The following is a 21919-nucleotide window of genomic DNA, read 5'->3' as shown; positions in this document are numbered from 1 at the left end:
TTATGTCGGATCCAATCCAATTCCAGTCTAAAATCCAGCTTGCTTGCCAAAAACAGCTTCAGGATTACATCCACTTAGCAGAACACGTAAGTCCAATCTGGAGGAGTCATCCCGGCTTTGATTGGAGTGCAAACGTTTGGAGTACGCCGCGTGGCGTACTGCGCTTCATGAAATACGGAATAAATTTACAGGCATCAAAGATGCCAACACCCGACCAGCAGTTTGATTCGGGCTACATGGAATTCGCCAAGGCTTACATCATCAATACCCGTAATGGAGACCCTGCAAAACTCTTTCGGGCCGACTACCTCGCTATTCAAATTGTCGGTGCTGCACTGACCCAAATCGATGGGCATGCTGACATCACCCGGCTATCTGAACGGCACCTTGATAAGGCAATTGAAATTATCGAGCAACGAAATAAAGGCCATCATCCCTGTGGAGTTGCTGTAAAAGCTCTCGTAAAGGTGGTGGCCGCGCAAAATATCAGCCCGCACTCGATCAAGTATTGGGAATCGCCTTTCAGCCCGAACTCGCAAGCGGCAAGCGCAAAGGCCACCAAGCAATCCTTGCCTGACGACGAGGCCTTATTAGCGCTTGCAGAGATTTTTTCGCGCGGCTATAAACAAAATGATCTCGATGATGAAGCTATCTACATCACAAGTATTACCGCAATTCTGCTTTCAGTACCTATGCGCATTGCCGAGAAACTATGGCTCAGACTGGACGCGATAAAATCTGAAAAAGACAAGAACGGTGATACGCAGTGGTATTTGCACTATTACTCCACGAAAAATAAAATAACAAGGACGAAGGGCATTCCAGCAACTATGGTGAGTCACTGCAAAGAGGCGTTCAAGCGACTGGAAGCCATTACGGATCCAGCCCGCCAGCTTGCTTTGTACCTAGAGAGCCGCGCCACGGCTTTCTACCCACACCCTGGCGTACCCGACGTACCCGGAGATCATCTTTTAACGTCAGATGAAGTGATTTCAGCGCTGGGTCGTCCCACCGCGTCATCGACCGAACAGGTGATGAAGCATATGACCGGGTCGTACAAACTGGAAGGCTGGACATTAAACACTTTGTGGGAGGTCGTTCGGGCCTACAATATGAAGATCAATCCCTTTTTCCCCTATCAAGTGGATCCGAACCTGCAAGAGACCGAGCCACCAAAGATGTCGGAATCGTTGCTGTGTTTTCTCAAACTCCAAGTCAGTCAAGATTTAGTTACAAGCCCAGTAATGCTCATGCCAATAAACCAGCATCATTATGCAACCCGCGTCCGGCCAGATCGAGTAGCCACTACCAATGGTAAGACTTATCCTTCTTTTCTGACGAGGCACGGGTATCCTGGGCTTTCCATCAGGTCACATCAGCTGCGTCATTTTCTGAACACTGCCGCGAAAGAGGCTGGCGTCGGGATTGAGCTCATTACTAAGTGGAGCGGGCGCGCGTCAGACAAGCAGACGCGCGAGTACATCCATCAGGATCCGATGAGAAAGGCCGAGATGTATAGCGCTGGTGTGATTCCGGTTGCGGACGTTACGCCAGAGCCTATCACTGCGGCGCAGTACAGCATCCTTGATAAAGGCCCAATCATCACGACGCGATACGGGATCTGTACGCATGCTTGGACGATTAGCCCGTGCCAAAAGTCCGGTGATTGCCTGAATTGTTCTGAGCTGCTGCACTGCAAAGGGCACAAAAATTCGTTAACTGCGGTGAAGGTTGAACGGGATCAGGTGGCGGAGAACCTTGCTGCGACGGTCAAGGAGATCGAGGCAGGAAACCGTCCGGCGACTCGTTGGGTAGAAACTCATTCCCGTTACCTTGAACGGCTCAATCAGATTGTGGCGATGCACGAGAGCCCAGATATTCCGGATGGCAGTCCCGTACAAATGGTTGGCAAAGACTTCACGCATGCCCAGCGAATTCTCATCAACAAACAACCGCAAGCTGCACTGACAAATAATGTCAGCAGTGTGCTCAGCGATATCGACGATGAAGACCTACGGCTTTGCCTCAATGAAATGATGGGTGAGAACTAACATGCCTCGCGCCTTTACGCCTAAAGAAATCAAAGCCGTTGTGGCGATTATCAGAGACTGGCCTATCGGACAAAAACTGACTTGGGATGGCATATGTAAAGCTTCCGAATCGGTGCTAGATTTCGTCCCCACGCGCCAAGCATTTGCCGACAAGCCCGTAGTGACTAATGCCTACAAGATTCGAAAAGCGGCGATCACGTCACACCGCGATAGGCTTGCAAGTATTCCGAAGCCTAAGAGTCTTACCGCTGCAGCGGAAACGATTGCAAGGCAGCAGGATGAAATCAGACAGCTCAAAGACGAGCTTCAGCTGATGGCGGAGATGGCGCGACGCTTCATACACAATGCGGTAGTGCACGGCTTGAAGCGTGAGCAGTTGAATGCACCACTTCCTAAGGTTGATAGGAAGTGAGGAAACCGGTACTACCCGCTTTCTATCACCATTCAGCAGCAACCTCACCGCCAAAACGGTGTCCACTTTGATCTATTCCCGCCGGCTTTATTGCACGTACTCCTAAAGTCTCTGAAACTGTCCATGCGTGCCCTGGCGGGCCGGCTGTCGTGAACCGAGCCGTGGCAAAGCCACGTCTAGGCCCGTTGGGCGTCCATCCCGCACGCCTGCGCGCTCCGCTTGCTCTTCGTAACATGGGTAGAGTTGACGCAGAACACGAGGGTTCTGACTCCCCCCAGGTTTCAGCGAGTAGGTTGTTCAAGCTTGGCACTTATGCTGCCAACATCCCGGATTATTACTTATGGAGCTTGCTGAAACGGCTAGAAAGCGTAGCAGGTTCAATCACTTCCCAGGATTCAGGATCTGAAGTAGAGCCTCCGCGAAAAAGTATCGCCTGAGGAGTTGTTGGCGGAAATCAAAACAGAATTACGTGGGTTTTCTTCGCCTGGATTCTTGGCCGATTTTGCAAGCCAGATAGAAGATGGTCGGCTAATACGGCGACCTTCCGGAGCTCAGGTTTCTCGGGAGAAACTGGCTGCTGTGCGAGAGTGCAAGGTTGCGGGCATGACTCAACGTAAGACAGTGGCGAAGCTCGGTTCACCTTCGTCCACTGTGCAGCGGTACTGACAAGAACTGATCTCTCTCGCCATTGGAGGAAGGTGAGATTGAGCTAGCCGCCGGGAAAACGGTTAGGAATGCCGACTGACTAGCTCGCTCTCAACGTCGAAGCTTCTGGCCTTTAATATTTAGCTGAGGGCCTGCCTCGAATGCTCTTTAGACCTACCTTGCTCGGCCCAACCACCCAATCGTCATCCTCAAACTCTCCAGTGAGATACGCACCTTTTGATCCAGTGAAATCTGTATCAAAGGTGTTGGCGTTTCGAAAGTCAGCACCGTCCAGGTTGGCACCTACAAATTTTGCACCTCTCATGTACGAGCCACGGAAATCAGCTCCCGTCAGATCTGCATCGCTAAAATCCGCGACCCAGAAATGTCCGCCAGGACGAGCAATAGGATCCACGCTGACCGTATAAAATTTCGCGTCACTAAAATTTGCGTGGTTGTATTTGACGACATCTAGTACCCAGTGCCAGTGCACAAGGCTGCCAGGAGCCTGAAGATGGCTGAAATCAGGTACCTTGCGCCGCTTCAGCACTTGATCGATCCGTCCGAACAGCAAGCTGCTGAAGTGAAAGCCGGCGAAATCAACACCTCGCTCTTTTGCGGTTACGGCCAAAGGCACTTGATCGCGAAGACATTCCACCAGAGCGTCAAACTGCCGTAAGTACCGGGCACGACGAAACGGATACCCGTAGGGCTCACGCCAAACCGCACTTGCTTGTGAATGCTGAACATAGTGAGAGATCAGTTTCTCCTCACGGACGGCCTCAACATAGGTCGTACCGTACTCCTCGGCAACGACGCGCAAGCAAGTGTCGTGCGTCAATTCCTCGGATCGTCGAAAGCCTTGGCGTACAAGCCGGAGCACTGCCTCAGAGCTGCCCTCACGAGCATCGCGTAAGAGCGCTTTAGCATCAGACTTCAGTATCGAAAGTGATGGGGTATCTGGAGTTTTCATGACCAAACCTCACAATATCAGCATGGAACCCTAGAGAATGCTGATCATTGAGATGGCTTGGAAAGGTAGGGCGATAACGCGACGGTGCGGGAGCTTCACCAAGCTAGGGCCGAACGCCTCCGTCAGTGGCGCGCGAGGTAATACTGAGAAATTATTATCCAGTCGTCAAGGTGCTGCCATCTCAATTTTTCAGGCTGGCATTTGAGCCGGTGCTCTAGGTGGGCAGAAATCCCACTAAAATACGATACGCTGCCTTTTGCTTTATAGATTCACTTAACGATTTTTTGTCTGCTTGAGGCCCCATGGATAAGCGACTTGCTAGCTTGATAAACGACTACTTACAGGCTGTTCGGACAGCTTTGACGTTGATGCAGAAATCGGGGATCTCCCTTCCGCACACCTCTATGGAATGGATTGAAACTGATCTGTCACACCTTTCCAGCTTAAATGACGGTATCGACTACTTTAAACATGGAGCCGGATGCTGGGTGGAATTGCCAGACGGTCGCGTAGATTTCGATTTCGGCAGACTCGCGGAAATATCTGGTTTGGATGCTTGGCGGCTCGTACGGTTCGCCGCTGAAAGGCAGGAAAGGTATGGCTTCGCGACAGATAAAGAGCTCTACGAATGTTTCGATGACGCAATTAAAAAGAAGCTGCTGGTGCCTCTCGCCACCAATCTATACCGTCTTTCAAGTGAACCTGTGGAATACGCTTCAAGCATTGACAGCAGGAATTGTGGCGATCTGCTTCCTCATAGAGAACTAGACAAGATTCTCACTCTCCAAACCCACTATTTTTATGCCGCCGACCTGATGCTGAAGCAGCATGATTCACTGGAAAAAAAATGGGACAAAAACAAAAAACTGAGCAGGGATGATGAGATCAACTTCCGAATCTACATGAGCTCCTGGTTAGGCTTTCTAGCCGTCACCTGCGAAGGTTACAGACAGCTCAATATGTATCTGCTACTTAACAACGACAGGCCCGCTGACTACCAAGAACTGATCCCCAGATGCAATAGACTCAACAGCGTCATTAAGAAACACTACGATGATTTGCGTAAATTTCGAAATAACGTTTTTCATTTGCGCACCAGCGTCAACGACACGCTAGCGTTTCTTTCGCCAGACGCAGATCGTCTTTCTTGGGCGCGATCAATCCACAAAGACCTCAAATCGTTTTTTTCTGAGTATCGAGTGCTGTGCGAATGCCATTACATGTTCAATGGGCGACAAACCGAGGCGGACATTGGCCGGAAGAAAAAATGATTAATCACATCTTATAATCAGGCACAGCAGAGCGGAGTACACAGCGCTGTGTATAGATTTTCGTTGTGCCTACAATCTGAAATCACCCGCGTTGCAAAGGTGTCTCTAGCGGGCATCCATGATCCTGATACCACCTGCTTTTTCGGCGACTTGGGGATCATCGAGGTTACTGACCAATTGACTATGCGTGCCTGGCTCAGCAGAACCTCAAACATGATCTTTTATGATCAGGGCTGCGACTTAGTGCAGGGCATGGATATCCATGCCCCGCCTTCCTATTGATGACTAACATCTCTGCGATGACGTATGGCTTTCTCGATACGCAAGCGGCCAGTGTGAGCAAGCTTCGTGACACCTGCTTCCTTAGCGACCGCGTAAATCAGCGCCTCAGCCTCATGCCCTTTGCTCTCCATCTCACCTACAAGCGCAGATAGCTCCTGAAGGCAAATTTCGGCAAGGCTGCGCGTAGAGTCATCGTCACCAGGACGGCGAAATGGAGTTGAGTCTGACTGCAGATGGATCGGCCAAAAGAAGGTGCCAAGCTCCTCCTCGTGAGATCTGAAATGCGCGAGAGCCACCTGATCCACGCGATCCCGGATACGTGCTCCAGTACGTACCCAGCCGTGTGCCCTGGCAATGCGCCTCGCCAGAACTGTATTCAAAATTGGGCCTTCTTCGTTCACGACGTGCGCGATCATGCTCTGCAGAAGCGGCGTGTACCCTGTTTCAAAGAAAAGATCTGGGTTCACATTTTCAACAGCCTGGGCAGGATCTGTTTCTCGATAAACCAGATAGCTCACGGGCTCGTAAGCCACGTACTCGGTCGTGGCCTCAACATCAGACACTCTCGCGTACTTCAGTTCTGGCATGCCCAGCGCAGGATCATTGGCAACGGGAGTACCCTCCTCGCCTAATACTACTTGGCTAACCTGCTCAGCTATTTCGATCACCTCGGCTACTGCTGCGTCAGCCTTAAGCCGTTCAGCTTCTTCGATCGCATCAATTTCTGCCTGTTTCGCACGCGAAGCCTCCAACAACGCAGTGAGCTTCTGATGAACCTTGTCCGCCGTCCCTACAGCATCGATCCACCAATCGGTCGACCAAATTCTGACGATTTCCCAGCCCAACCCGCGCAGCACGAACTCACGAAGTTTGTCCCTGTCTCGAGCAGTAGCGCTGCGGTGGTAAGTAGCGCCATCGCATTCGACGCCCGCGAGGAATCGACCAGGTGCGTCGGGGTGGACTACGCCCAGGTCAATTCGGAACGACGACACGCCGATCTGTGTGTGGACTTGCCATCCCTTCTTGGACAGCGCGGCAGCGACTGCTTTCTCGAAGGGGCTATCGAAGCCTCCAACACTTCCAAAATCTGCTTCCACCAGAGCACGAGGGCCACGCTCGGCGAATTCAAGGAAGTGCTTCAGGTCTCGTACGCCCTCATTCTTGGTTCGGGAGAGATCCATGTGTTCAGGCCGCGTAGTGGAGAACACCACAAGCTCTTGACGCGCTCGAGTTATCGCCACGTTCAAACGACGCTCGCCACCCTGCTCGTTCATTGGGCCAAAGCTCATCGATGTGTGGCCAGCTGCATCCTTACCGAACGTGATGGAGAAGTAGATGATGTCTCGTTCATCACCTTGCACGCTCTCGAGGTTTTTGACGAAAACGGGCTCCAGTAGCGACTCCGAGAAATAGCTATCCAACGACGGATCCTTCCTGCACGCCTCATCGAGTAAATCTTCAATCAGCTTTTGTTGTTCGCTGTTGAAGGTGACCACTCCTGCGGTATGTCCCGACTGCCTGAACGTCGGCGACCTCAGGCGGGCAACGAGATGCGCGACGAGTACCTGGGCCTCGATGCGATTTGTTCGCGATCCACCCCGGTCATATACACCGGCGACAGGATGAAGCGTGACAGCTTTATCCGCAGTGAATGGCGACGGAAAGGTAACCAGCTCAGACTGGTAATAGCGTTGGTTCGAAAACGCGATGAGACTTTCATGGCGGCTACGATAGTGCCAGTTGAGCTTTCGAGTCGGGAGGTTGGCACTGATGCACTCATCCAGAATGCTTTCCAGGTCAGCTTCGGTGTCCTCATCGTCAGATCCAGACTCTGCGCGCCCGAAAAAGGACGTAGGCGGCAGCTGTTTGGGGTCACCAACCATGACAACCTGACGCCCACGAGCCATCGCGCCAATCGCATCCCAGACAGGAATTTGAGAGGCCTCGTCAAAAATCACCAAGTCGAACGGAGTAGTACCTGATGGCAGATACTGAGCAATCGACAGCGGACTCATCAACAAGCAAGGGGTGAGTTTTGTCAGCGCACTCGGTGCCTGACTCATCAGCTCTCTCAACGGCATATGCCTGGTTTTTTTACTCATCTCGTGACGCAGTAAGCCCCACTCAGAAGAGCGACTTACGCTTTCCTGGCTAGGAAGCTCTGAACACAGGCGCGCCCGTAACCAGTCACGAGTCAATGAAATGAATTTATCATCCAGGGCTCGGAAATCACGGATGCGCTGTTCGTGCTCGGCGCTGACGAACGTGCGAATTACCGCTTCGTTGTCGACGGTCGCATTCAACCACCACCGTGCGTAGTTCACCTCAAGCACTCGACGCACATTGCCGAGGGTAATTGCTCCGTTCTCCATAGCTTCCACAATCGGAGCCAGGCCAACCGCAAACGCCTCATCACGGATTTTACGCCAAGCGCACCAAGCTCTCAGACGAGGCTCAGACACGACCATCAACTCACAATTTTGCCTCAGCTCATCAAGAGACAGCTCTGAATTTGCGGCTACTGTCTGCTCAGTGAACTGGCCCACAGCAGTCAAATGTGCTGACCGGATTTCCAACTGCTTAAGCTTTTCACGGAGGGCGATCCCAGACTGGGGGATAGCGCCCTCAGGTTCCAGCAGAGCGTTACCCTCTCCGAGCAGCGCATTCAATGGCCCCTTAAACCCTGCGATTTGCTCGGGGTTTTGGGCTAGCTTGGCCAAGGCGACCGCAATTTGACCTTGGAACAGCACTGCCTGACGTGCGTCATCCACCTTTGTCTTCAGGTCATTCCAAAGGGGCACAGTTTCACGAAGATCAGCAAGGTCAGCCAACTCTCGCTCAAGGGTGCCTCTCTTCTTGAGTAGGATGTAGTCATCTTTCAGGGTTTGGCCACAACGCCCCTCCTCCACATGAGGATGGTCATCGGTTAGGCGACCACGCACTTCGATTTCTCGCCGCTCAGCCTGAAACTGCAATGCCGCCGTAAGTACCTCGGAATCTGTAGCAAGCCCTCTCCACAGGCCGGAGGTCTGACCACCAAGCTCATCAAATTCAGACAACTCACCGTCGAGACGAACAATAGCGCGCATGCGCGAGAGTTGAGCCTTCAGAGGCTCGCCTAAATGCCCTTGTTCAACGACATCAAATTCTTCGTCGTGCCACTCAGAGTTGTTCATCTGATTCGCCAAGGCGAACTGAAGAGCTAGGGAGCTGGTCAAGTGGCTAGGATTGGACTTAGATCCGTTCCAAACGTCTCCGCACTGGGCTCCAGGCTGGAGTTCGTCAATGAGTTTCCGCTGACCACGAATCTCAATCCAAGTCGAAAGATCCTTTGCAACATCAGCTTCTCCAGCTACTGCCTGAACTGCAGCGAGGGAGGCAGTAACACGGCGCTTGCCCAGCCAAGATTTTGGCCAAATGGCCTCATCAGCCTTTACCCACTCTTGGTGAAGCTGTTCAACATCGAGCGTTTCGACCGCGTCGGTGTAGGTTACCGAAAGCTGGTCTGTCAGCTCCTTGATTTTTGCAAACTTGGCGAGTCCGTCTTGGAGCGTGTCGATCATGCCAGAAGACCAAGCAGGACTCAGGGAATCTAATGTCGTCCTGCGCTGTTGCAGAAGATCCATTGCACGCTTGGCTTCTCCCACAACCCGAGTCGGCCAGATCTGCGACAAACTGCTTGTCAGATTACGGTGTTCCTCAATCCAATTACACCCATCCGTTAGACGCTGCGCAATCGATCGGGCGCTTGGCAGCAAAGCGAAGCGCCAATCATGGCCAGCTGCAGTTGGAAGCACCAAAGATAGAGCTGACAACCCTTGAAGAGACGAAGGTGTATGAGGAACTGCTGGCAATCCTGCAAACTCAATAAATCCGTCAATAGCTTTTTGGGCATCAAGAACCGCAGGCAGAACATCACGAGAAGCCTGCACAAACTGTTGCGTCCAATGGGGCGACCATTCCGATTGTCCAATTCCGGAAAGTGAATGTTTGCCTAGGTGTTCATACCCCACCTCTTGAGCGTTGACCTCTAGGCGGTCACCAATCTCGCGAATTTCCAGCATTGCCTTCTGGTCATGGATTTCAGGAGATATCCAACCCAATGGAGCTACCGGCTCGTCAGTACCTGAAGTGACCGTACCGATCGCATCAAACACGGTGTACCCATTGCGATACCGGTTGTGCAGTCGCTCAACGTAGATATTCAAGCTATCTCGGATAGAAGCGAGCCTCTGCGCCTCAACCTCCCAAGCTTGCGTGTCGATCTCTCCCTTGGCCTCCCAAGCTGATTGCAGCTGAGCGAGTACGTCTGCTTTGCGCGCTTTGCTGGAGTGAATCTCGAGACAGAACTCTCCAAGACCGATCTCACGGAGCCGTCTGTAGACAACATCCAGGGCAGCGATCTTCTCGGAGACAAACAGTACGCGTCGACCCTGAGCAATTGACTGGGCGATCATGTTAGAAATTGTCTGGCTTTTACCGGTACCAGGTGGGCCGATAAGCACGAAATCCTTTCCCTTGGACGCAGCCATCACGGCGGCGAGCTGGGAGGAGTCTGACGGCAGCGGGCAGAACACATCCGCTGGGCCGTATTCACGATCAAGGAATCTGGCATCCGGGAAAGGTATATCAGATGCAAATGAATCCCTTGGAGTGTCGAGAAGATGCTGGACGACTGGACTCTGCCGCAAGTGACTAGCGTTTTCTGACAGATCCTTCCACATTAGGTACTTGGCAAACGAGAACATGGCTAGGGTTACTTCTTCAGATAACTCCCATCCTGAAATGTCTTTAATGGCGTGACCCACTCGCCGCCATATCCCGACAATATCCAACCCCGATTCATCTCGAGGAAGCTCATCTTCCAATGTCCCTAAGCCTAACTGGAAATCCTGCCGAAGCATTTCGATCAGTGTTGGATTGAAGCAAGGCTCCTCATCATGGAGCACAATTGAAAAACCTGAACGTGCACTTTTACGCTCAAGGCTGACAGGGATGAGCAACAGAGGTGCACTGTATTTCTGTCCCCCTTTGTCTTCGCGTGTCCACCTCAAAAAACCAACAGCGAGAAACAATGTGTTAGCTCCGCCCTCTTGCAAAGCGGTACGAGCGCCGCGATAGAGCTCGGTCAAGCGCGCATCCATTTCGCGAGAGGTTAGAGCGACAAAAACCTCTCGACGCTTCAGTGCATCCTCAGCGTGACGCCGGCGAACATCCTCACGCTCACGCTGCTCATAAATTTCTTTCTCACGCGGGTCTGCCCCATCCATGAGGTCTGGGCGTGTCAAAAGCTTCAGAGACTGCCCGCTGGCGAGAATATCTTCGAGTGCTCCAGGATCCGGCGCCTCAAGCTTGAGAGCTTTCTTACCATATTTGAAATTGAGCAGGTTGTTACGCAGCGAGAGATCAAGCAGCTTGCGCTGCCATCGCTCCAACCTATCTTTGGGATTGAGCTTAGCGATGTCTTCGATTTCGATATTCACCATTTCGTCGGGAATATCGTCACCATCATCGATTAGAAGAAAAGGTGCCTCGCTCGAGTCGCCTGTCACAACCCGGGCTATCTGAGCCTCGGAGCTGGCCAAGGGCTTGATACGTTGAAGTCGAGCACGTCGAACATCAAGCAGCATCTCGAACTCGGCCTCGGCATCCTCGTCAATCTGCTTGGATCCACGTTCGACTGCGTATCCAAACGACGGGATTGAGGGCTGAGTAAGCAACGTAGTTTCAAACAGAGCTAGCTCTTTGAGCTTCACTCTCTTACGCACTGTCGTGACATCGTCAATGAGTGTAGTGTTGAACTCTTCAGGCTTCAGCCAAACCCCTGCATAAGCATGGCCTCTCGTGAACACAATGACAGGGTTGAGACCGATCTGCTCCAGCGCTGCACACAGGAATAGGGTCAAATCCATACAGGTTGCTAGGCCGGAATCCGCAATCTGGCTAGGGCTTCGCACTTTCTGACCGAACTGTTCGAAACTGGCCGGCGGCAATGAGTAGTCCAGCTTCATCCGAGCAACAGCACCCCACGCGGCTGAAGCAAGCTGCCATGCTCGCTTAGGGCCACCGCTGTAACCATCCAGTGCAGGCGACTTTTCGCTCAAACGAAGCAACTCGGCAGCTTGCTTGAGCACACGCTCTACCGCTGGATCGTTTGGTTGAACGAAGGCAGCCGTCATTTCCGGGATATGACGCAATCCACCCCACTGGTTGCGAGGTAGCAACTCAACGACCTGCTCCAGTTGCGCAATAACTTTGCGACCGCCTTCAGCCTCCTTGCAATCGGCCTCCAGGACGAAGAGGAACGTAGACATCTCCGCTTCAGTCAGCCTGCTGAGCAGCGGCCCATCCAGCACAAGATCAAGACCAGGAAGGGCTCGAAACGACTCTGCCGCAATCTCTTCAATGCGCCAGCTCTTCGGCTTCAACACTTCGGGCGAGGATGTCAGAGTCAACGTGACATTGAGATAGCGCTCGCCGGTTTCATTGGCGAGACGCAGCTCATGGATCACTGGGATTGCGTTCTGGAAGTCTGCCAGGTTGAGCTTTGACACCAGCGTAGCGAGGATCTTGAGCTCTTTCAGCTTAGGTTCCGCTGGTAAGGTGACATGCTGAACGAGCTCGTCCATGCGCAAACATCCTTGTCTCGATGCCCAGGGGGTGCAGGCGAATGCCAGGTCAAGGGAGCCCCGATTGAGCTAATGGCGCGATGATAGCGCGTCTCGTCAGCCGCGTAATGAGCCTTTGGTCACCCTTGCCTGTTGCGCACACCTACTAAACAGGATGTGAATTACCGCGCCTGAGACGTCGTCATTGTGTGCTGGATAAAGAATCTATCGATATACCTCAGGTATCGTCGCAGCCGATACCGCTAATTACTTCTGACGTGGCGAGGCATGTCTGACGCTTTTAGCTTCAATCCATGTTCAATGCTGGCAGATCGGAAACGAAATCAAACATCTTAAGGACGTACATGTCGCTCAAATCAGCATTTGCTTCTGTATTAAAAACAACTCGCGCCATTCGGGGGCTCTCCCAGAAAAATCTTGCGGAGGTAAGCAGCCGCACGTACATCTCAAAATTGGAGCGAGGTCAGTGCAGCCCGACTCTGGAGATGATGACCGCCCTGAGCGCACCACTTAATTTAAGCCCCTTGACCTTGATAGCGATGACGATAGGGGCTGCGACCGGACAACCGATCAAATCACTTATGAGCCAGGTAGAAAAGGAGCTTGCTCAGCTACATGGGGACACACTGGAGAACCTTCATCTGAGCCCACGGAAGGAGCAGTATCAGCCTCAGCACAGCGTACGGAGCCGGCAGTCCATTAAATCGGCTCAACAGGGTGAATTCCAATTTTCGGACTGAGGTGGTGATTGCAGGATAATCTGGAGCTCTCAAAGCCGAGGGTCTTGATAAAAATACAATCACGTAAAAACTCGGGATCGCGCCATGCACCGCTCGATCGTACTGGAATACGTAATCCTACTCACGCAACGCTGGAGCAATCCGAAGATTCCCCTTTCGGATGCTGCTTTTGGGGAGTAGTAGGACATCCGACTCCCTGAAGACAACGCGCAAAGATCAGCCTGCAGGTCGAAATACTTGAGCAATAAACGCCCGATACCGGAAAAATCATCACCTCAGCGATGATTGGTGCCGTGATAGCCTTGAGAGCGTTGCGTTTCCGGTGGTTGCTGCACCCATACGCCCTACCCCTCTTACACTGGCAGCTAAATGTGTTGGACGGCATTGAAGGGCTTTCAAATCAGGATGACCCATGGACGAGTTGACAGCGTTAGGCAGTGATAACCAAACCCGAGCGTGGCTGCAGCAGTTCCATCTGGGAGACCGTTCGCTCGCGAAGAAGCTGCGTGAAGCCTTTTGCCTGGTCTCACGAGACGACTTCATAGATCACATGCGCACGATGCTCATCAGCGAAGCCAAGAGCACTGATGGCGCTGTCGCACTGTACGCCGAACGTGAACTCGGACACCGTCACGGAAAACCTCACCGCTTGTTCAAGGAGGTTAGAAAAACCCCTCGGCGAGCGTATGGAGCGGCTGGGCCTGCGGCGGTAAAGCCGACAAAATCATATGATCCCTCCGTCGGCAGTGAAGGAATTGTTGCTCAAATGATTTCAGAACTCTGCCATGAGTTTCCCAAAAAATTTATCAACCATCCGGGGCCTGAGCAGATTCGACGCAAACAGGTGCGAAGTTTTTGGGTCGTAACAGATCTGGTCGGCAGTGGAGATCGAGCAAGACGCTATCTCGAAGCCGCTTGGCTAGTGCGATCCGTACGCAGCTGGTGGTCAGGGCGACTGATAAAATTTTCGGTCATGGCCTATTCGGCTACCGAAAGCGGCGAGAGATATGTGTCGCGCCATCCCTGCCATCCAAAGGTTCATATCGTTCTACCTTGCCCGACCATCGACACGACGTTTTCAAAGCCTGTGGCAGAGCAAATGAAAAGACTCTGTACGGCTTACAACCCAACTGACGGAGAGCCAGGTCACGGGCCATGGGGATGGAGTGGGCCAAGCTTGGGTTATGGAAGTGCTGGCGCGCTGCTCGTCTTCGCCCATGGCGCGCCGAATAATGTCCCGTTGATATTCCATAAGGCTTCCAAAAATAAAAATAACCCTTGGACGCCACTATTCCCGGCCAGGGTTTCTGCAGGCATTGGCAAAGACGAATTCGGGATTGGTTTGACTACGGAAAAAATCAACGCACGCCTGAATAACCTAGGCCAGCAAACCCTCGCCAAATCCAATGCGATAATGAAATCAGACATACCGACCGCTCATATATTTCTTATTCTGGGAGCCCTCTCACGTCCGCCACGTCTCAATGACAGAGTGCTCGCTGGAAGAACTGGCCTGCCAACGCATGAGCTGACGAGGCTACTGCGGGTGATGACAGCACATGGATGGATAGACTCCCAACGACGGGTGACTGACCAGGGCGCCGGCCAACTCGCGCATGCAAAAAAGCAGCTTCAGCTCGCTTCAAACGCAATGCCTGTTGGCAATCATGAGTTGCAACCGTACTATCCCACCTCGTTGAGGCAACCAGTCTAGATTCTAGCATCGGCGTGCATTCCCAGAATGTTGCCGCCAAGATGAGTCCAGGCTTCACGACTCATCTACCGGGCGCAGATTACTGCAGCCCTATGTCCTAGCCCCTGCTTACGGCTAAGCGCTCCCGCCACAGTCTACGTGGCGTAGCCTTCTGCCTGCGGCGGGAGCACTCACCCTGCGGGTGTCAAAGTAGATGAAGGATTGGAAGCCTCAGCACTATCAACGTGCCCCGGGAGCAAGTGCTGTACCCGCCCCCGTAATGGTAGCAGCGGTCGCTACAGGGGAAAAAACCGTCGCAGTACACCCCTCTCTTCCCCCGATTTTGACCTTGAAGCATCTGGCCCATCTGACTCAGGTGCCATATCCACACCTGCGTGATTACGTCACGCGAGAAATAGACGCCTATAAAATCTTCCGCGTTCGTAAGCGTGCACGGCCAGGCCAGCCCACCTCATTCAGGGTGATCTGCGTGCCGCCACATAGCCTTGCAGTGGCTCAGCAATGGATTGCCCAGCACGTGTTGGCGAAAGGGAAGCCCCATTCTGCCAGCACAGCATTTGCCCCGAACTGCCGCCTGGTCGACGCTGCTGCCCCCCACTGCGCCAGTCGCTGGCTGATCAAAGTTGATGTGCAGCGCTTCTTCGAATCGATATCAGAAGTCGATTGTTACCGAGTGTTTCGTAGCCTCGGATACCAACCCCTCGTATCATTGGAACTGTCGCGCATATGTACTCGTGTCGGGCCATTCAACGGATTGCGGCGCTCTTGGAGATGGTTCCGCAAGGCCCCTGTCGCAAACTCGAAAATCAGATCTTATGCCGTACCAAGGCTTGGGCATCTCCCTCAAGGGGCTGCGACAAGTCCAATGCTTGCAAACCTCGCCATGAGAGATGCGGACGTATTGTTGTCTGCCCTAGCGAACCGATACGGCCTCACCTACACGCGATACGCTGACGACCTGACCTTTTCTACCGGCGCTCTTGGGTTCCAACGAGATGATGCTCGCAAAGCAATTTACGAAATTTATGGCGTCTTGAGGCGATTCGGACTGTCTCCAAACCTGACCAAAACGGCTATCGTTTCCCCACGAAGCAGAAAGATCATTCTGGGTCTCCAGGTGGATCAGAATGAGCCGAGGCTGACGCGCGCCTTCAAAATGAAGATGCGCATGCACTTGCATTATCTTGAGCGTGACGACGTTGGCCCTTTGAAACATGCAGAGCGTCGCGGTTTTTCAGCCGTTGCAGGTATGCGAAATCATCTGATGGGGCTTGCCGCTTACGCTATTCAGATCGAGCCTGCCTACGGAAAAACAGTCAAGGGGAGACTTGAGCGCGTAGATTGGCCAGTGCTGTACTGAATGCCAGGTAACGGCCTGACGCACAGACGCTTCCTAACGAGAGACACTGCAGACAGACAGCCCAGCACCACTCATACACAGTGGATGGGGTACCTGAGGATCGTCGTCACATGCCTAGGTCGAGACGGTAACCTCTAAGTTCTGATGTCAGCTTTTTGAGCGGCAGGAAGTGCAGAAGACCGTCTGCGAGGTGCTGACTATGGCATGAGAGCAACGCAATGTGTTCGGGAAGTGCATCAAACGATGGCATCCCAGTGCCTGCCTCCGCGAAAGCTATTTCTAACACGTGGAGAACGTCCTCCCCCACCCACTCACGGCGAAGGTACTCCATTGAGCTACGTGAAGGCTTGGGCCCAAAGCCATGGAGTAAATCCACCACAGCTTGATGAAGGCCGGAAGCTCCAAGATGGGCCAACGCGACCTTCCAAAGCAGCCCCTCCTGGGACAGGTTAAGCCGCCTCCGAGTTGTAATTACCTGATTCATGGTTGCTCGTCGGCATCCTGACTCTCCCCTGCCGCCGCATCAGCTGCGGCCATAGCTAAGAATTCGTGCCGCGCCTGATCCTCGCATTTATGGCAGGCGAAATACTGGATTCTCTCCATATCCCCTGTCACAAAAGCGTCGCAACGCTCACACGTAATTGCCTGCCATCCTCGATCGAAGCACGAAACGCAGCTCCACAATCCGTCGATGTAGAACACAGAAGGCCGGGGACACTCGCACTTATGGCAAGAAGCGATATGCTCGGCGCCCTCCTCCCACCATTGATCCCCCTCATGGATGTGAGCGGTACACAGATCAATCAAAGCATCTGTGTTGAAAGCGAAGTGGCACGTCGGACACTCGGTGAACTTTGCATCAAAGAATTCAATTTCTTCATTGCATCCTGGGCAGGGTAATTTGATGTCAGCCTTCACCACCGCAGTGTCACTGACCCCGCACACCAGGCAGCTGTAATCTGCCCCCCAGGTGTGCACTTCACTCACCACAGCTGACGTCAGCTCGCAGTGCCCGCATGCAATGATCGTTTTACCTCTTTTCTCCTCGATGTCGATTTTCGGCTTGAGGATCGTGAACCGAGAACTGAGAAAATCGCGCTGCCTCATCATGCGATGATTCAGCTTTTGGAGCTCAATTTTGTAGGGCTCGAAAACGCCCTTCCACGTCTCTGTGAGCATGGAATATAGGTAGTGCCATGAGGCCCACTGCTCAACGATGACGCCCGCTTGAGTTGCTGCTAGGTCGTCATGACCTGAATGGGCGAAGTGGACAATCTGATTGCGATGCTCGCCTAGTGCCTTGAAGTTATCGGAGGCGGCGGTGTCAATTTTCTCTCCAAGTATCGAATTGATCCGCTTCAGAGCATCATCGAGATAGACAGAAAGAAAGTCCCCGACGTATAGATTTTGCAGCTCTGCAGTCTCTGGCTTGGACAGCATAAGCGTCCAGTGCTCCGCCATCAGGCGGGCTTTGAGAAATAGTTCAATGGCCGTATACAAGTCGACGATAGAGTTCTTGGGTCTCTCCTTAACGTGATCAAGTGACGTCTCAACGAACCCCAGCGCATTCTTCACCAAAGCATCGAACAGCTGTTCCTTCGTCCGTTTTTCCTGCTTGAGCCACTTTCTTGCCATGAGTCCCACCTAAGTCAATGCACGGCCGCTTGATCGCCGATGTGCTTCCTGAGATTTTGACTCAATGGACATGATGGCGCCATAGTGGCTAGGCGACCCTTAACTTAAATAGGTACGCTGCGCTTCACCCTCCAAACTTGGGCGCAAGACCAATCCTGCGCCTCCCTATCGAATCAATCAGGAAGATACGATGTCGCTAAAATTATCCACCTCTAATCTGCAATCCGAAAAATATACCTACACCTGGAAACGCACTGACGGTGATGGAAAATATACTGGCCCCCTAGATCGAGACCGCGTTAGTAAGGTTGAGGGATATGAGGTGTTGGAATTCGTAGAGCAGTTCATGGATAAACACGGGCTCAAAAGCAAAGCGGACTTTCATAAAGTCGAGGATGCTCTTCACAGCCCTAGCCTTAGCAAGGAGATCATGCGCAAAGCGCTCATCTCTGGCGTAGAAAAGATATTGGGGTACTGACAGGGCAACCTACAAGGCGCTGCCTGGATCGACGGGCAGCGCTTCCACGTCAGTGTGACCGAGCAAGACAACCTAGGCAAAACTCTGAAAGGGTATGAGATATCGAAACTTGTCTATGCGGCTAAATGTGAGAACCGATCAGTCACACTCGTCCCGCGAGAGATCCGAAAAGTCTGTGAGCACATCACAATTGATGTAGTGATACATGGAGGAGCGTCTCGGTGATGCATACCGCAAAAGCATCCACAAAACGGGCAGCACTCTTCGATCTCTAAATCGCCCCACGCCCAGACACCCATGTATTCCGGCAAAGCGTCTCGCCCATACCCCGTAATTTCGAATGCATCAGCATTTTTCGCTATGAATCCATCCACACCTTCACTCATCAGGATGGGCAAGACGTCAGCAGGCTCGATCAGGAACCACTCTCCTATCTGCCTTTGTCGCGCGAAATGGATGTGGAGCTTCCTTTCAAGAGCTGCATCATTCTCTGAATGAATCCAACCCATGACCTCCAAAGGAAATGGGCTACCGGTCTGGAGCTGACCCCGCCGGCGCGTGATGTCGCTAGCGCGCCCAATTTTGATGTGGATGCAATTGCTGGCCTGCACCTGACCAATGAAATAGACCGGCATCGCATTTTTCTCTATTGAGTGAGTCGGGACAAAGTGCCTGAAAAACAGTTGCCCCGTCCTGCTAAATCTTTCGGGTGACATCAAGCTTACGATGCATCAGCGAACCCGGGGCGATTCATCATGAGTACAATGCGGCACCCGAAATTTGAATATGCTCATTCATGAAAAAATTGCTTTACGTACTGACGCTATCTCTGTCAATTATCAATCCTGCCTTTTCCGCCCCGCCATCGAATTTCACCGACGCTAAAGTCATAGCAAAGCAGAAGATCTACCTTGACCAAGCGAGCAGCTCGATGGGCGAGCTGTACTGCGGCTGCAAATGGACGTGGGTAGGAAAATCGGGTGGTCGCATCGATGCTGAATCCTGCGGCCTTCAAGCTAGAAAGCAAGAGAACCGCGCAGACCGAACTGAATGGGAGCACATCGTTCCAGCTTGGACATTCGGTCACCAACGGCAATGCTGGCAGAATGGTGGTCGAGAACATTGCGTAAACGATGATCCGGTATTTCGAGCAATGGAGGCCGATTTGTTCAACCTCTATCCATCGGTAGGTGAGGTGAACGGCGACCGTAGCAATTTCAATTATGGAATGGCTTCCGGGGTAGCGCCGCAGTACGGGCAGTGCAAGACGCGAGTCGACTTCAATCAACGAACTGCAGAACCGCGTGACGAGGTTAAAGGGCTGGTCGCAAGGACAACCTTTTACATGTTCGACAGATACAATCTGAACATGTCTCGTCAGCAGCAACAGCTCCTAATGGCCTGGGACAAGCAGTATCCGGTTTCGGCTTGGGAGAAAGAGCGGGATAGGCGCATTACGGCAATCATGGGGCACTCCAACCCTTTCGTGACTGGCGAGCGTCGATGGTCACAAGGGTATAAGGCGGTTGGTGATGGGGTAGTTAGTGCCATTCCTGTTAATCCTCCGAGAGTAGCAGCACAGCCAACCCTAGCAAGCGCGACCGGAGTAGATTTGATCATTGGCAACCGAAAGAGCCAGGTGTATCACCTCTCAGTTGGGTGTCCTGGTTATGGTCAGGTTTCGGTGAAAAACCAAATTACTTTTGAAACTGAATCTGAGGCTCGGGCGGCAGGATACCGTATAGCGGGCAACTGCAAGAAAGCCTGATATCAACGGCGCAGCCTCTAATGGGGCTGCGCGTTTAGTGAACGCCAGGTGTGCCCAGCAAGAATGCGTTTTCGATGGTTCTACTTCCTGGCCAACTCATGCTTTATACAGCCATCGTAATACGTTTTCTTAACCACTGAGGGCTGGAGCTTCGACTTACTTTTGTAGGTTTGCTCGGTGATGCCTAACGCCATCTTCGGCATCCACGGCTTCGAATACGTCTTTTTTTTCAGGTTGTTTCGAGCACTGTATAGGGTGGTTCCAGAAAGCTTGGACTGCTGGGCATTGCCTGCGACCCCTGCGCCCCATTTGCAAATTTCTAGCTCATTCTTACTGAGGCCTTTCGCATGTGCAGGTAAGGCTGCCACTGCCATTAAAATCGCCCCCAACGTGAAACCAAGAATTCGCATGCGACCCCATCGTATAACCGTTTTAAAGTACGGATTTTGCCAGATTTCACAAGAAGTGCGGGCCATCAAACTGCCCTCTATAGATTGGAGAAGTGCTGACACGACAAGCTGCCGAAAACCATTTCAGCACCTGCGTGGCACGCGAACTATGCTGCTTACACCTGACCTAATCCCCCCCACGTTTTATGGATCGTTGCACACAGGAGGTTCGTGCTCCCTAAAAAGACTTAGACAACCTCCTGGATCTGCCAAACATAGAGGCACGAATGGTATGCTTGTCGTATAGGGGTGTTTGAAAACTACTCCAGCGACACTCGCTACCTTGCTGAGCTAGAGCTCAGCCTTTTTTCAATTCATGCTTGCACCTCACATATCTACAGCATTACTAATGAAAGGATTTCGTTGATCTTATGATTTCAAAAAAACTAAAGCCCTTTATCTCTTACCTGAAAGTTGATGGCCCCACTGAATACACCAGAGTGAAAATTGTCCCTATGACGACAACACTTGCGGAAATTTGGCACCGTTACGTTCAGCCCATTATTCATACACATTACAGCGACGGGAAAGTTTCTAACCCTAAACCTATTCGCGCAGATTACAAATGGAACTGGCACAATATTATTCAATTAAACAAAATCCATAACATTGGTCACTTCAACGCCTTGGCCGCCCCGGCTCAAGGATTTTGCCTGACAATCAATCTTGATAACGAGGACTATCCTATAGGAATGCTTACATTGGTTCCTCAATATCTTTGCAAAGCGGAGAAGTTTGGGCGAAAAACATACGTCTGGTATTTATCCACGGCACCAAAAGAATTCTACGACACTTATACTTACAAGGAAGAGGTAAAGGGTGTTGGAAAAGCATTGTTAGACACCGCGATCCAAGCATCCATCAAATATGACGGAGATGGCGCCCTGCTTCTTCATTCATCGCCGAAAGGTGGAGAAGAACTCAAACAATATTACCTCTCTTGTACATTTAAGCCAGTCCCCGAAAGCTCCATCCCACTTACTTTTTACCGCTGGCGAGATCGAGGTGGATATTTTGCGCTAAGCAAAATCAATGCCCGAAATTTCAGCGACAAAAATGACATCTGGAGACACGTCCAACATCCCGCTAGTCTGCCTTTACAAGACAGCCATATCATGTGCTAGGCTTACTTATGGAATTGGCATCAGGAGAAAAACAATGAGCACCGATAAAGATTTATTGTTACTTGCACAAGCCCTCAAAAATCTGACAGGCATTGTGCTTGATGTAAGCACCAAAGAAGGAGAGCAAGAGCTCCGAAAACAAGCTAGAAACATAGCAGAAGAGCCAGACAGCCCTCTATCTTTAGAGATATCAGAGTTCATGAAAAATCATGAAAAAGAGATAGAAAACGTACCAAACTTGAAGCCTACACGATTAGTACACCTCAAAGGAGTTTTCGTTCCTGACAAACTAGATTACCTTCAAGACGGGAAGTCCTACGATGACGCCCCCTCTACAGGCTATAAGCCCTAAGCAACCGTCTTTGAAGTATAAATCGAACTTCCGCAA

15 protein-coding genes are annotated in these 21919 nt (G+C 51.9%); 10 read left to right on the top strand and 5 right to left on the bottom strand.

Features of this window, described 5'->3' with window-relative positions; translation table 11 throughout:
• Positions 1-2 precede the first annotated feature (2 nt).
• Together ACA044_RS14830 and ACA044_RS14825 are read left to right on the top strand one after the other, a co-directional pair.
• On the top strand, positions 3-2051 hold the full coding sequence (locus ACA044_RS14830) for a hypothetical protein (RefSeq protein WP_497447016.1): 2049 nt from the start codon (positions 3-5) through the stop codon (positions 2049-2051).
• Between the two features lies 1 nt (position 2052).
• The gene (locus tag ACA044_RS14825) at positions 2053-2463 is read left to right on the top strand and encodes a hypothetical protein (protein WP_497447015.1); all 411 of its coding nucleotides are present in this window, start codon (positions 2053-2055) and stop codon (positions 2461-2463) included.
• Positions 2464-3241: 778 nt separating this feature from the next.
• On the opposite strand, the gene ACA044_RS14820 is transcribed toward ACA044_RS14825, so the two are convergent.
• On the bottom strand, positions 3242-4081 hold the full coding sequence (locus tag ACA044_RS14820) for a pentapeptide repeat-containing protein (protein WP_497447014.1): 840 nt from the start codon (positions 4079-4081) through the stop codon (positions 3242-3244).
• 302 nt (positions 4082-4383) lie between these two features.
• Between ACA044_RS14820 and ACA044_RS14815 the strand changes: the two genes are divergently transcribed.
• Positions 4384-5352: a DUF6896 domain-containing protein gene (locus ACA044_RS14815; RefSeq protein WP_497447013.1), complete on the top strand. Its 969-nt coding sequence runs from the start codon at positions 4384-4386 to the stop codon at positions 5350-5352.
• Positions 5353-5627: 275 nt separating this feature from the next.
• On the opposite strand, the gene proA is transcribed toward ACA044_RS14815, so the two are convergent.
• Positions 5628-12263: an anti-phage protein ProA gene (gene proA / locus ACA044_RS14810; protein WP_497447012.1), complete on the bottom strand. Its 6636-nt coding sequence runs from the start codon at positions 12261-12263 to the stop codon at positions 5628-5630.
• 344 nt (positions 12264-12607) lie between these two features.
• On the opposite strand from proA, the gene ACA044_RS14805 reads away from it, so the two are divergent.
• From ACA044_RS14805 to ACA044_RS14795, 3 genes are all read left to right on the top strand, one after another.
• Positions 12608-13003, top strand: a complete 396-nt coding sequence (locus ACA044_RS14805; RefSeq protein ID WP_497447011.1) for a helix-turn-helix domain-containing protein — start codon at positions 12608-12610, stop codon at positions 13001-13003.
• Positions 13004-13415: 412 nt separating this feature from the next.
• Complete coding sequence (locus tag ACA044_RS14800) at positions 13416-14717, top strand: MarR family transcriptional regulator (protein WP_497447010.1); 1302 nt, start codon at positions 13416-13418, stop codon at positions 14715-14717.
• Positions 14718-15045: 328 nt separating this feature from the next.
• The gene (locus tag ACA044_RS14795) at positions 15046-16077 is read left to right on the top strand and encodes a reverse transcriptase family protein (protein ID WP_497447009.1); all 1032 of its coding nucleotides are present in this window, start codon (positions 15046-15048) and stop codon (positions 16075-16077) included.
• Positions 16078-16557: 480 nt separating this feature from the next.
• Here the strand turns inward: ACA044_RS14795 and ACA044_RS14790 are convergent, their stop codons facing one another.
• Positions 16558-17712: a hypothetical protein gene (locus ACA044_RS14790; RefSeq protein ID WP_497447008.1), complete on the bottom strand. Its 1155-nt coding sequence runs from the start codon at positions 17710-17712 to the stop codon at positions 16558-16560.
• Positions 17713-17902: 190 nt separating this feature from the next.
• On the opposite strand from ACA044_RS14790, the gene ACA044_RS14785 reads away from it, so the two are divergent.
• Positions 17903-18190 (top strand): hypothetical protein, encoded by a 288-nt coding sequence (locus ACA044_RS14785; RefSeq protein ID WP_140669709.1) that lies wholly within the window; start codon positions 17903-17905, stop codon positions 18188-18190.
• A 113-nt stretch (positions 18191-18303) separates the two neighbouring features.
• Here ACA044_RS14785 and ACA044_RS14780 read toward each other — a convergent pair whose 3' ends face one another.
• Positions 18304-18825, bottom strand: a complete 522-nt coding sequence (locus tag ACA044_RS14780) for a GIY-YIG nuclease family protein (RefSeq protein ID WP_497447007.1) — start codon at positions 18823-18825, stop codon at positions 18304-18306.
• 161 nt (positions 18826-18986) lie between these two features.
• Here ACA044_RS14780 and ACA044_RS14775 point away from each other — a divergent pair, with 161 nt between their 5' ends.
• Positions 18987-19958: an endonuclease gene (locus ACA044_RS14775; RefSeq protein ID WP_497447006.1), complete on the top strand. Its 972-nt coding sequence runs from the start codon at positions 18987-18989 to the stop codon at positions 19956-19958.
• Between the two features lie 80 nt (positions 19959-20038).
• On the opposite strand, the gene ACA044_RS14770 is transcribed toward ACA044_RS14775, so the two are convergent.
• Positions 20039-20434, bottom strand: a complete 396-nt coding sequence (locus ACA044_RS14770; protein ID WP_497447005.1) for a hypothetical protein — start codon at positions 20432-20434, stop codon at positions 20039-20041.
• A gap of 344 nt (positions 20435-20778) precedes the next feature.
• Between ACA044_RS14770 and ACA044_RS14765 the strand changes: the two genes are divergently transcribed.
• Together ACA044_RS14765 and ACA044_RS14760 are read left to right on the top strand one after the other, a co-directional pair.
• Positions 20779-21531 (top strand): hypothetical protein, encoded by a 753-nt coding sequence (locus ACA044_RS14765; RefSeq protein ID WP_497447004.1) that lies wholly within the window; start codon positions 20779-20781, stop codon positions 21529-21531.
• A gap of 34 nt (positions 21532-21565) precedes the next feature.
• Positions 21566-21883, top strand: a complete 318-nt coding sequence (locus tag ACA044_RS14760; RefSeq protein ID WP_497447003.1) for a hypothetical protein — start codon at positions 21566-21568, stop codon at positions 21881-21883.
• Positions 21884-21919: the final 36 nt, after the last annotated feature.

This window comes from Pseudomonas sp. LBUM1673, assembly GCF_059695645.1.
The sequence above is the reverse complement of the archived record's forward strand: the minus strand, read 5'-3'. Positions and strand labels throughout refer to the sequence as shown.

What these genes read in the sequence shown, in the direction of transcription:
- ACA044_RS14765 (WP_497447004.1), top strand. Translation starts at nt 20,779, where the DNA reads ATGATTTCAAAAAAACTAAAGCCCTTTATCTCTTACCTGAAAGTTGAT.
- ACA044_RS14830 (WP_497447016.1), top strand. Translation starts at nt 3, where the DNA reads ATGTCGGATCCAATCCAATTCCAGTCTAAAATCCAGCTTGCTTGCCAA.
- ACA044_RS14780 (WP_497447007.1), bottom strand. Translation starts at nt 18,825, where the DNA reads ATGCCGGTCTATTTCATTGGTCAGGTGCAGGCCAGCAATTGCATCCAC.
- ACA044_RS14760 (WP_497447003.1), top strand. Translation starts at nt 21,566, where the DNA reads ATGAGCACCGATAAAGATTTATTGTTACTTGCACAAGCCCTCAAAAAT.
- ACA044_RS14815 (WP_497447013.1), top strand. Translation starts at nt 4,384, where the DNA reads ATGGATAAGCGACTTGCTAGCTTGATAAACGACTACTTACAGGCTGTT.
- ACA044_RS14775 (WP_497447006.1), top strand. Translation starts at nt 18,987, where the DNA reads ATGAAAAAATTGCTTTACGTACTGACGCTATCTCTGTCAATTATCAAT.
- ACA044_RS14800 (WP_497447010.1), top strand. Translation starts at nt 13,416, where the DNA reads ATGGACGAGTTGACAGCGTTAGGCAGTGATAACCAAACCCGAGCGTGG.
- ACA044_RS14785 (WP_140669709.1), top strand. Translation starts at nt 17,903, where the DNA reads ATGTCGCTAAAATTATCCACCTCTAATCTGCAATCCGAAAAATATACC.
- proA (WP_497447012.1), bottom strand. Translation starts at nt 12,263, where the DNA reads ATGGACGAGCTCGTTCAGCATGTCACCTTACCAGCGGAACCTAAGCTG.
- ACA044_RS14770 (WP_497447005.1), bottom strand. Translation starts at nt 20,434, where the DNA reads ATGGCCCGCACTTCTTGTGAAATCTGGCAAAATCCGTACTTTAAAACG.
- ACA044_RS14825 (WP_497447015.1), top strand. Translation starts at nt 2,053, where the DNA reads ATGCCTCGCGCCTTTACGCCTAAAGAAATCAAAGCCGTTGTGGCGATT.
- ACA044_RS14805 (WP_497447011.1), top strand. Translation starts at nt 12,608, where the DNA reads ATGTCGCTCAAATCAGCATTTGCTTCTGTATTAAAAACAACTCGCGCC.
- ACA044_RS14820 (WP_497447014.1), bottom strand. Translation starts at nt 4,081, where the DNA reads ATGAAAACTCCAGATACCCCATCACTTTCGATACTGAAGTCTGATGCT.
- ACA044_RS14790 (WP_497447008.1), bottom strand. Translation starts at nt 17,712, where the DNA reads ATGGCAAGAAAGTGGCTCAAGCAGGAAAAACGGACGAAGGAACAGCTG.